Origin of the sequence: Cellulomonas fimi (assembly GCF_012952065.1) — a bacterium.
GTDB classification, from domain to species: Bacteria; Actinomycetota; Actinomycetes; order Actinomycetales; family Cellulomonadaceae; genus Pengzhenrongella; species Pengzhenrongella fimi_A.
In genome coordinates this window covers 18,454-28,193 of record NZ_JABCJJ010000029.1, presented here as the reverse complement: position 1 = coordinate 28,193, position 9,740 = coordinate 18,454, and the positions used below count along the sequence as shown (strand labels likewise).

At 74.3% G+C, this 9,740-nt stretch carries 11 protein-coding genes and 1 pseudogene; 5 read left to right on the top strand and 7 right to left on the bottom strand.

The features are described from left to right. Positions 1-98: 98 nt before the first annotated feature. A complete protein-coding gene (locus tag HIR71_RS13925) occupies positions 99-320 on the bottom strand; it encodes a hypothetical protein (protein WP_169325664.1) in 222 nt (73 codons plus the stop codon). A gap of 497 nt (positions 321-817) precedes the next feature. On the opposite strand from HIR71_RS13925, the pseudogene ligD reads away from it, so the two are divergent. Continuing rightward, a pseudogene (gene ligD / locus HIR71_RS17630) lies at positions 818-1,000 on the top strand (non-homologous end-joining DNA ligase LigD); the annotation flags it as partial. Here ligD and HIR71_RS13915 read toward each other — a convergent pair. From HIR71_RS13915 to HIR71_RS13905, 3 genes are read right to left on the bottom strand one after another with little or no spacing between them, the layout of a single operon-like run. Then, positions 972-1,907, bottom strand: coding sequence for a DNA-3-methyladenine glycosylase family protein (locus tag HIR71_RS13915; protein WP_311836293.1), 936 nt, complete (start codon positions 1,905-1,907; stop codon positions 972-974). The pseudogene ligD and the gene HIR71_RS13915 sit on opposite strands and share 29 nt — an antisense overlap. An 18-nt stretch (positions 1,908-1,925) precedes the next feature. After that, positions 1,926-2,306, bottom strand: a complete 381-nt coding sequence (locus HIR71_RS13910; RefSeq protein ID WP_169325663.1) for an STAS domain-containing protein — start codon at positions 2,304-2,306, stop codon at positions 1,926-1,928. 18 nt (positions 2,307-2,324) lie between these two features. Then, positions 2,325-3,536 carry a zinc-dependent alcohol dehydrogenase gene (locus HIR71_RS13905; protein WP_169325662.1) on the bottom strand — a complete coding sequence of 404 codons (1,212 nt, stop codon included), beginning with the start codon at positions 3,534-3,536 and terminating at the stop codon, positions 2,325-2,327. A gap of 338 nt (positions 3,537-3,874) precedes the next feature. On the opposite strand from HIR71_RS13905, the gene HIR71_RS13900 reads away from it, so the two are divergent. The 3 genes from HIR71_RS13900 (at position 3,875) to HIR71_RS13890 (ending at position 6,193) form a co-directional block, all read left to right on the top strand. Then, positions 3,875-4,327: a DUF6328 family protein gene (locus HIR71_RS13900; RefSeq protein ID WP_169325671.1), complete on the top strand. Its 453-nt coding sequence runs from the start codon at positions 3,875-3,877 to the stop codon at positions 4,325-4,327. A gap of 93 nt (positions 4,328-4,420) precedes the next feature. Continuing rightward, positions 4,421-5,065, top strand: a complete 645-nt coding sequence (locus HIR71_RS13895; RefSeq protein ID WP_169325661.1) for a DUF2231 domain-containing protein — start codon at positions 4,421-4,423, stop codon at positions 5,063-5,065. Positions 5,066-5,110: 45 nt separating this feature from the next. Further along, a complete protein-coding gene (locus HIR71_RS13890; RefSeq protein WP_169325660.1) occupies positions 5,111-6,193 on the top strand; it encodes an ATP-dependent DNA ligase in 1,083 nt (360 codons plus the stop codon). 43 nt (positions 6,194-6,236) lie between these two features. Here HIR71_RS13890 and HIR71_RS13885 read toward each other — a convergent pair whose 3' ends face one another. Beyond that, a complete protein-coding gene (locus HIR71_RS13885) occupies positions 6,237-6,713 on the bottom strand; it encodes an SRPBCC family protein (RefSeq protein ID WP_169325659.1) in 477 nt (158 codons plus the stop codon). Positions 6,714-6,807: 94 nt separating this feature from the next. Further along, entirely contained in the window at positions 6,808-8,469 is a 1,662-nt protein-coding gene (locus HIR71_RS13880; protein ID WP_169325658.1) for a RecQ family ATP-dependent DNA helicase, read from the bottom strand. Positions 8,470-8,794: 325 nt separating this feature from the next. Between HIR71_RS13880 and HIR71_RS13875 the strand changes: the two genes are divergently transcribed. After that, positions 8,795-8,992 carry a hypothetical protein gene (locus HIR71_RS13875; RefSeq protein WP_169325657.1) on the top strand — a complete coding sequence of 66 codons (198 nt, stop codon included), beginning with the start codon at positions 8,795-8,797 and terminating at the stop codon, positions 8,990-8,992. Positions 8,993-9,054: 62 nt separating this feature from the next. Here the strand turns inward: HIR71_RS13875 and mobA are convergent, their stop codons facing one another. Further along, a complete protein-coding gene (mobA, locus tag HIR71_RS13870) occupies positions 9,055-9,726 on the bottom strand; it encodes a molybdenum cofactor guanylyltransferase (protein WP_169325656.1) in 672 nt (223 codons plus the stop codon). Positions 9,727-9,740 lie beyond the last annotated feature (14 nt).

The window sequence follows — 9,740 nt, the reverse complement described above, 5'->3', positions numbered from 1 at the left end:
TTCGAGGGCAACAACGGCTCGATCCGCGCCCACTCCTCGTCAGTGAACACCTCGAACCGCGACGCCGACACGCTCATGGCCACAGCCTGACGCCCACCTCACCCCGGATAAGGGAGACACGCCCTAGTCATGGACAGTTGGGTGCTGCCGTGGCCGCTGGATGCCGCCGCCGCCGACGCTCCGTGCGTGACACTCAGTCGACCAATGGATGGGATGATTCGTTCGGTTCGTGCGACCGTCGCCGGGCTCGCCTGATCCCACATCGCGAGGAACTCCTGCGCGGTGGTGTCCAGCTCGGCGAACTCCTCGTCGCTGCTCATACGGCTCATCATGTTCTCCTCTCGCTCTACTCCGCAAACGCCGTGCGTAGGCGCCAAGTTCCGTCAGGGACATCGACAGGCTGGAGGATCACCATGAGCCTCCTACCTTGCGCTGTCGACCCTCGGAGCAGCAGCCTCCGTCCGTGCTGTGGGTGGACGTGCCATCGCGCCGTCGGCCAGCCGTAGCACACTCGCGAACTTCGCCCGGCGTCACGCCATGCTTCGTCTGGATCTTCTCGGCCATCGCATCGGAGATTTCGACGTAGCCGATGTAGACCCCCTCCATGCGTGCCGAGCGTAGACCGTACGTAGTTCGATCTTCGGCCAGAGGCACCTCAGGGATGCGCCTCTGATACGGAGAGGTGCAGCCAACGGGCCCACGCAGCGGACTTCGTCCCCCCTCATCATCACCACCCAGGTCCAAGTACAGCGCGGGCCGCACCCGGTGCGACCAATGCTCGAGGGGTCGTTTGGTCACCTCTTAGTCGCAGAACCACCCGGCGAAGACGACGATCACGCCGTACTCGCTGCGCGGTCGTGAGCGTCCGGCCGTCGCGGCGCCCCGGAGGTGGGACGAGCTCGAGGACGGAGACCTGCGGCAGCTGTCCCCCGACGAGGTGCTCGGACGCCTCGACCGGGACGGTGACCCGCTCAGCTCCGCCGGTGGTCCTGGATCGTGAGCCGCGGGCCCCGCCGCGGCGCCGGCCCGCGCGTCAGCTCGAGGAGCCGCACGACGCGGTAGCGGTGCCCGCGCCACGGCTCGAGCAGCTCGAGCATGGTCGCGTCGTCGACCCGGCGGCCCACGAGCGCCCAGCCGACATCGGCGGCCAGGTGGTAGTCGCCGACCGAGACGGCATCGCTGTCGCCGAGCGCGCGCTGTGCGACCTCGGCCGCGGTCCAGGGGCCGACGCCGGGCACGGCCTGCAGGCGACGCGCGGCGTCCGCGGGCGTCATCGACGTCGTCTCCTCGAGCCGAGGTGCGACGCGGGCGCACGCGCGGACCGTCCGGGCCCGGCCCGGGTCGACGCCCGCCCGGTGGAAGTCCCAGCTCGGGACGCCGAGCCAGCCCGCGGCGTCGGGCACGACGCGCATGCCGTGCGGCGCAGGGCCGGGAGCCGGTTCGCCGTGGTGCACCAGGAGCCACCGCCACGCCTCGAAGGCGGTCCGCCCGATCACCCGCTGCTCGAGCACGGCGGGGACGAGCGCCTCGAGCACACGTCCGGTGCGTGGGACCCGCAGGCCCGGATGGCGGCGGTGCGCGTCACGCAGGTCCGGACGGACCGGGTCGAACGAGCGCAGGTCGTCGCGCGCGCCGAGGAGGTCCGGCACGCTCTCGACGGCCTCGTCCGCCCCCGGCCCCCAGGCCCGCACGTCGACCCGCTCCGGCGAGGCCTGCACCAGGCGGTACGTCGCCGGCCCCGAGCGGTACCGGCTCGTGCGCCAGAGCGCGCCGTCAGGAGTCGTGCGGAACGTCGGGTCGTGCCGGCCGCGCGCCAGGCGGGCGAGGGTGCGCCGCACGTCGACCGGCTGCTCGGGCATGTAGCTCGTCGCCACCTCCCGGGCTCCCGTCACCGGCTCCGCCCTCACCACCCCATGGTCGCACCGCTACGGCCCGACCTCGACGCCCAGGTCGAGCATCCAGTCCCGGACGCCCGAGGTCGCGAGCAGCTCGGCCACAGGTGCGCTCGCGCGGGTGAAGCGGACGCGCTGATCGTCCTCGACCGCGTCCCGCACGAGACGCACGAGGATCGACAGGCCGATCGAGTCCATCGCCGTGACGCGTGAGCAGTCGATCTCGAGCGTGCCGCCGGGCGCCCGGAGCTCCCACAGGTCGGCCGTGCCGCGGTCCCGGACCACGTCGTCGACCACGCCCCAGAACGCCACCACCAGACCGTGCTCCGTGGAGGTGAGGTCGACCCCACCGGTTCCCCGGCCCGACGGCGCGTCGGACGACGCGTCACGCCCCGGTCCTGCGTCGGCGTCCATCGCCCCGTGCTGCCCGTCTCAGCCACCGGCGCCGCTCGCACCGGCCGGGTCGAGCACCACCTTGATGCAGCCGTCCCGCTTGGCCTGGAACATCGCGTACGCCTCCGGCGCCTGCTCGAGCGGGAGCCGGTGCGTGCGCAGGTCGAGGACCCCGAGCGGGTCGGTCACGTCGGCCACGAGCGGGAGGATCTCGTCCGTCCACCGGCGGACGTTGGCCTGGCCCATGCGCAGGGTCAGGCCCTTGTCGAACATCTGCATCATCGGCAGCGGGTCGACCATCCCGCCGTACACGCCCGAGATCGAGACCGTCCCGCCGCGGCGTACCGCCGAGATCGCCTCGAGCAGCGCGGCGAGGCGATCGATACCGATCTTCTCCGTCATCGGCCTCGCGACGGCGTCGGGCAGCAGGCCGGCGACCCGCTGCGCGCCCGCGGCGAGCGGCGAGCCGTGCGCCTCCATGCCGACCGCGTCGATCGTCGCGTCCGCGCCGCGTCCGCCGGTCCGGTCACGCACCGCCGCCGCGACGTCGTCGACGGCCGACATGTCGATGACGTCGACGCCGTGGCGCCGGGCCATCGCCAGGCGCTCCGGGACCCGGTCCACGCCGATGACCGTGCTCGCGCCCCGGTGGGCGGCGATGCGCGCCGCCATCTGGCCGATCGGGCCCAGCCCGATGACGGCGACCGATCCGCCGGCCGGGACGTCCGCGTACACGACGGCCTGCCATGCGGTGGGGAGCACGTCGGACAGGTAGAGGTAGCGCTCGTCCGGACCCCCGTCGTCGGGTACGGGGACCGGGCCGAAGTGCGCCTGCGGCACGCGGAGGTACTGCGCCTGGCCACCGGGGACCTGCCCGTAGAGCGTGGTGTACCCGAACAGCGCGGCGCCCTTGTCCTGCGCCCGCACCTGGGTGGTCTCGCACTGCGAGTACGTGCCGCGCTCGCACATCCAGCAGCGGCCGCACGCGATGCCGAAGGGGATCACCACGCGGTCCCCCGGCCGGATGTGCGTGACGTCCGCCCCCACCTCCTCCACGACGCCCATCGACTCGTGCCCGAGGACGTCGCCGGGCTCCAGGAACATGCCGAGCGTCGAGTACAGGTGCAGGTCGGAGCCGCAGATCGCCGTCGACGTGACCCGGACTACGGCGTCCGTCGGTTCCTGGATGCGCGGGTCCGGGACGGTCTCGACGCTCACGTGCTCGCGGCCCTGCCAGGTCAGTGCCCTCATGTGCCGATCTCCTGTCTGCTGCGCGCCGTCGACGCGACTGTTCCCTCGCGCCCACCGTTCCACCGCGGCTGGGGCCGTGCATCCGGAGCCGCAGCGCGGAGGCCCCGACGCGATCCACGACCCCGTCACCAGCAGCTCGGCTCGCACTTCACCCGCGGGTCCACCGCGCGGACACCGGCCCGCCCGGCCACGATGCGGGCATGGGATCGCGCGCATCGAACGACTCGGGAAACGCCGGCGGCCGTGGCCGCGGCCACGGGCGCCGGCAGGGCGCCGATGCCGGTGACCGGGCCCGCGACGTCGCGGCGACCGGCCGGCACGAGACGGTCGAGGAGCGGATGGACCGGAACTGGAACGAGCTGCTCCAGGAGCTGCGCGTGACGCAGACCGGCGTCCAGATCCTCACCGGGTTCCTGCTCACGCTGCCGTTCCAGGCGCGGTTCGACGACCTGGACGACACCCAGCGCCTCATCTACCTCACGCTCGTCGTCCTCGCGGCGATCGCCACGACCCTCATCGTGGCGCCGGTGAGCCTTCACCGGGTCATGTTCCGCAAGCGGCTCAAGCCCGAGCTGGTGGACGCGGGCGACCGGATGGCGCGCGCCGGTCTCGTCGTGCTCGCGCTCGTGGTCGCGGGCACCACGCTGCTGATCTTCGACGTCGTGGTAGGGCGCACCGCGGGCCTCGTGGTCGGCGCGGGCGTGATCGGGCTGCTGGCCGTCTTCTGGCTGCTCGTGCCGCTCCGGCTGATCCGCGCGGCGCGCGGCGCGGACGGAGCCGGCCCGCACTGAGCCGCGCTCCGGATGCGGCGCGCAGCGGGCGCGGCGATGCTGGGACGGGCGCCGCATCGGTGCGGGCCCCCGACGCGAGAGGCGGGCAGGATCATGGTCGACGGCGTCCTCGGGACCGAGCAGAGCGCGCACCCGACGTCCGCACTCGTGGACGCGGCCCTCCAGATCGAGCAGAACGAGTCGCTCGACGCCGCCGCCGGCCGCCTGCACTCCCTCGCGCAGTCGCTCGTCGCCGATCCGGCGCGCAAGGCGATGCTGCAGGGCCACGCCCTCGGGCGCGCCCTCCACCCGATGCTCACCGATGTGCCGATCGGCGTGTGGACGTCCGCCTCGGTGCTCGACCTCGTCGGGGGCGGCGCCGCTCGCCCCGCGGCCCGTCGGCTCGTCGCGCTCGGGATCGTCGCGGCCGTCCCGACCGCCCTGACGGGCGCTGCCGAGTACGCGGACACGTCCGGCGTGGACCGACGGACGGGGCTCGTCCACGCCACGTCGAACAGCCTTGCGCTCCTGTGCTACACCGCCTCCTGGCTGGCCAGGCGCCGCGGACGCCACGTCCGCGGCGCGGCGCTCGCCCTCGTCGGCGGGCTCGCGCTCGGTGTCGGGGGGTTCCTGGGCGGGCACCTCAGTGTCGCGCGCAAGGTCGGCTCGCGCGTCCCCGAGCTCAGCGGCGAGGCCGACGCGGCCACCGACGGCGCGCCCTCGAGCGCGAGCTTCACAGGTTCGGGCAGCCTGTCCTAGGTCGCGAGGCCGGACGCGTCGGCCTCGGCCGGGGAGGATGAGGCCATGGACCTGCCCGTGATGCCGCCCGTCGCGCCGATGCTCGCCAGGTCGGTCCCCGAGATACCGGACGTCGGGCACGTCGAACCCAAGTGGGACGGCTTCCGCACGATCGTCTTCCGCGACGGCGACGAGGTTGTGCTGGGCAGCCGCAACGAGCGCCCGATGACGCGGTACTTCCCCGACGCGGTCGAGGCGATCAGGGCCGGCACGCCGGACCGGTGCGTGCTCGACGGCGAGATCGTCGTGGTCACCGGCGACCGGCTCGATTTCGACGCCCTCCAGCAGCGGGTGCACCCGGCGGCGAGCCGTGTGACGCTCCTCGCCGAGCACACCCCGGCCACCTTCATCGCGTTCGACCTCCTGGCGCTGGGGGACGAGGACGTGATGGCCCGCCCCTTCTCCGAGCGCCGCGCGCGGCTCACCCAGGCGCTCGCTGCGCTCGACGGCACGACGGACCGGGTCCACCTCACGCCGTCGACCGCCGACCTCGCGGTCGCACGGGACTGGTTCGCACGCTTCGAGGGAGCGGGCCTGGACGGGGTGGTCGCCAAGCCGCTGGACGCGCCGTACCAGCCCGACAAGCGCGCGATGTTCAAGATCAAGCACGAGCGCACGGCCGACTGCGTCGTCGCCGGCTACCGGCTGCACAAGACCTCGACGTCGGCCAGGCCGCTGCTGGGCTCGCTGCTGCTCGGCCTCTACGACGAGGGGCGCCTGCAGCACGTCGGCGTCGCGGCGTCGTTCACGGCCGCGCGCCGTGCCGAGCTGCTCGAGGAGCTCGCGCCGTACGAGAGCGGCACCGAGGACCACCCCTGGCGCGCCTGGGACGAGTGGGCCGTCGCGAACCCGGATCGCGTGCCCGGGACGCAGAGCCGGTGGAGCCAGGGCAAGGACCTCTCCTTCACGCCGGTCCGGCCCGAGCTCGTCGTCGAGGTGGCCTACGACAGCATGCAGGGCAACCGCTTCCGGCACACCGCGCGCTTCCGGCGCTGGCGCCCCGACCGCGACCCCCGTTCGTGCACCTACGACCAGCTCGAGCAGCCGGTCGACTTCCGGCTGAGCGAGATCCTCGACGTCCGGCCGTGAGCCGCGGCGCGGACCCGGCCGGCCGGGCGCGGGTCAGGCCGGCTCAGCCGTCCGGCGACCCCTCGGCGGCGGACGTGTGCCGGCCGTGCCGACCCTCGGCGAGCATCTGGAGCCGCCGCAGCGTCTCGGTGTTCCGGGAGCCGATGACGGCGGACCTGATCGGCTTCGGAACGAGCGTGCCGGGCCCGCGCACCGCATCCTCCGAGATGCGCACCGTGCATGTGCCGCCGGGCCGCGGCACCACCTCGAGCACGACGCGGGCCTCCCCGAGCGGCCACCCCCGGGCCTGGAGCTCGATCCGGCCGCTCGGGTCCCAGCGCCTGCACACGGTCGTGTCGTCGAGGAGCACCGGCCACAGCCCGGCCGAGTGGGCGATCTGCGACCCGGGCGACGGCCACGAGGCGTCGACCGCACGGATCCGGGACGTGCCCACGACCCAGATCGCGTAGGTCCACCCGTCCGCGAGGACGTCGAGGACGGCGTGCGGGGGGCAGTGGAACGTGCGCTCGACCGTGACCATCTCCCGAAAGTACGCGCGACTGTGCCGTCGGCAACCCGACACGGGTTCAGACGTGCGTGGGCGGCGCCGCCCCCGACCGGCCGGCGTCGCGTTCTCACGCCGAGGCGGGCGTGACGAGACCCGACTCGACCACGAGCGTCGAGTCCAGGGTCACGTAGCCGCGGTCCGCGAACAGCACGGTCACACGCTCTGCCTCGACCACGGTGACCGTGCCCTCGCCCCACTCGGCGTGCCGGACCAGCTGGCCGGGGCGGAACGACGCACGTCCGACGTCGAGGCTGGTCCCCCGGTCGCAGCTGTCGCACGCGCCGCACCGCTGCGGGTGGTCCTCCCCGAGGAGCTCGAGCAGCAGCCGACGCCGGCAGTCGGCCGTGTCGGCGTAGCTGCGGACGAGCTCGACGCGCGACAGGTCCACGGCTCGCAACCGGGCCCGATCCCGCTCGACGGCCTCGACGACCGTGCCGGGATCGCTGTCGTCCGCGGCGACGAGCCGCTCGCCCTCGTGACGGACCGCCGCCACCTGGAGCAGCGCGCCCAGCGCCCGCGAGACCGTGCGGTCCGAGAGCGCGCACCGCTGCGCGAGCTGGGCCCGCGTGGCGGGCCCGTCGACCAGCGCGGCGAGCACGGCCCGCAGCGTGCTCGGTCGGGACCCGCCACCGGATCGTAGGTACCGGTTGAGCCCGAAGTCGTCGGGGCGGTAGACCAGCAGCGCGTGCGCGGGTTCCCCGTCACGGCCGGCCCGACCCACCTCCTGGTAATACGCGTCGAGCGAGGGCGGCGGACCGGCGTGGACCACGAACCGCACGTCCGGGCGGTCGACGCCCATGCCGAACGCACTGGTGGCGACCACGAGGTCTGCGCCACCGCCGAGGAACAGGTCCTGCGCGTGCGTACGCTCCCGCGCCGGTAGCCCGGCGTGGTAGACGAGGGCCGGTCGTCCGGCCTCTTCGAGCAGGACCGCCAGCTCCTCGACGTGCGCGCGGGTCTGCGCGTAGACGATCCCGGCGCCCTCCGTGCTGACGACCGCCCCGACGACCGCGGCGTCGCGCTCCGCGACCGTGGCTGCGGTCCGGGCGGCCAGGTGGATGTTGGGCCGGTCGGCGTCGTGCACCAGGACGCGTGCGTCCACCATGCCCAGCCGTTCCACGACCTCCTGACGCGTGTGGTGGCTGGCGGTGGCGGTGAGGGCGAGCACCCGCGGCCCGCCCAGCCGTTCCACGGCGGCACCGAGGTGGAGGTAGTCCGGCCGGAAGTCGTGCCCCCACTCGCTCACGCAGTGGGCCTCGTCGACGACGAGCAGGCCGACGTCCGCATCCTCGAGCGCGTCGATGACCGCGGACCGCGTGAGCTGCTCGGGCCCCAGGAGGAGGACGTCGAGCTCTCGGTCCACGGCGGCCCGGACCGCGGCGCGCTGCGCGCCCGCCGGGACGGCCGAGCTCACGGCGCGCGCCCGGAGGCCGGCCGCGGAGAGCGCGGCGACCTGGTCGCGCTGGAGGGCCAGCAGCGGCGAGACGACGACGGTGAGCCGGCCCGCGACGAGCGTCGCGATCGCGTACACCGCGGTCTTCCCCGCACCGGAGCGTGCGACCAGCAGCGTGTCGTGCTCCACCAGGCCGTCGAGGGCATCACGTTGCGCCTGCCGCAGCTCACCGTCCGCACCCAGGACCTGTCGGGTCGCCGCGTCCACGGGGGTCGCTGCGGCGGACCGAGGACGCGGCGCGCTCGCCGGGCCCGACGAGGGAGTGGTGTGCGGCATCCTGCTTTCCTACCCGCTCGCGCGTCGGGCGGCGCGGCGAGCCCGACGGCGCGGTCGCCAGCCCGACGGCGCGGTCGCCAGCGGCCATGCGGTCGCGAGCGGCCATGCGGTTGCGAGCGGCCGCGCGCCGTGGTTCGTTGGCGGGACCGGCGCCCGCTCGCCCGCTCGCCCCGCGAGAACGGAAAGGACGTCACGCATGACCCATCCCCGGGCCACCCCGCCGCCCCGAACGGCAGGTCCAGCAGCTCCGTGGCGGTCCGCCGACCGAGATCGAGGTCCGCGCCCCTGAGCGCTCCACCAGCACCACCACCACGAGGAGGTCACGATGCAGATCGACAAGAGCCAGGTCATCGACTTCATCCGCTCGCAGATGGGCGAGGGCAAGGCCAAGGAGGCAGACAGCGAGCTCCCCGCGAAGGTCGACACGGAGCAGGACGCGGGGCTGCTCTCGAAGTTCGGGATCGACCCGCAGGAGCTGATCCGGAAGTTCGCGGGCGACAAGTTGGGCGGCCTGTTCGGCTGATGTGCCGGGTGGCGGTCGCGCGCGGCGGTAGCCGTGCGACGCGATCCCGACGTGCGACCCGGTCAGTCCTCGCGGGCTCGGAGGCGTTCGTCGAGTCGCGCGACGTCGTCCCACGTGTCGGCGTCGGCCGCCTGCCCGACGGCGTCGGGAACGTGACGCAGCCGGGCCCCCTCGAGCAGGCGGCGCACCGAGGCGTCACGCGTGCCGCCCGCGGCGTGTGCGCGCGCGAGCGCTGCCTCGAGGAACCCGCGCCGGTACGCGCCCACGAGAGGCTGCGGCCGGCGGCCGGTGTCGACGACCCAGGCGCCGTCCTGGCCGGCCGACACCGCCGCGCCGGCCTCCGCCAGGAGGGCGGTGACGAGCGGCGCGACGAGCGGCGTGTCGCACGCGAGCACCAGGACGAGCGCCGGGATCCCGCCGCCCGCCGGTCCCGCCGGCGCGTCCGTTGCTCGGGCCGGCTCGTCCGTTGCTCGCGCGAGCGCGCGCAGCCCCGCCTCGAGCCCCGCGACGGGACCACCCCACGGGGGGTCCTCCTGGACGCAGAGGACCGGTGGCGGCGCGAGGCCCGGCGGACCGACCACGACGGTGCGACCTGCTCCGGCGACGGCGTCGAGGACCCGGTCGAGAAGTCGTCGCCCGCCCACGAGCACGTCGGGCTTGGACGCCCCGTCGAGACGGCGGGCCCGGCCACCCGCGAGCACGAGGGCGTCGAAGGGCGGGCGGGGCGTCGTCATCGCTGCACCGGCAT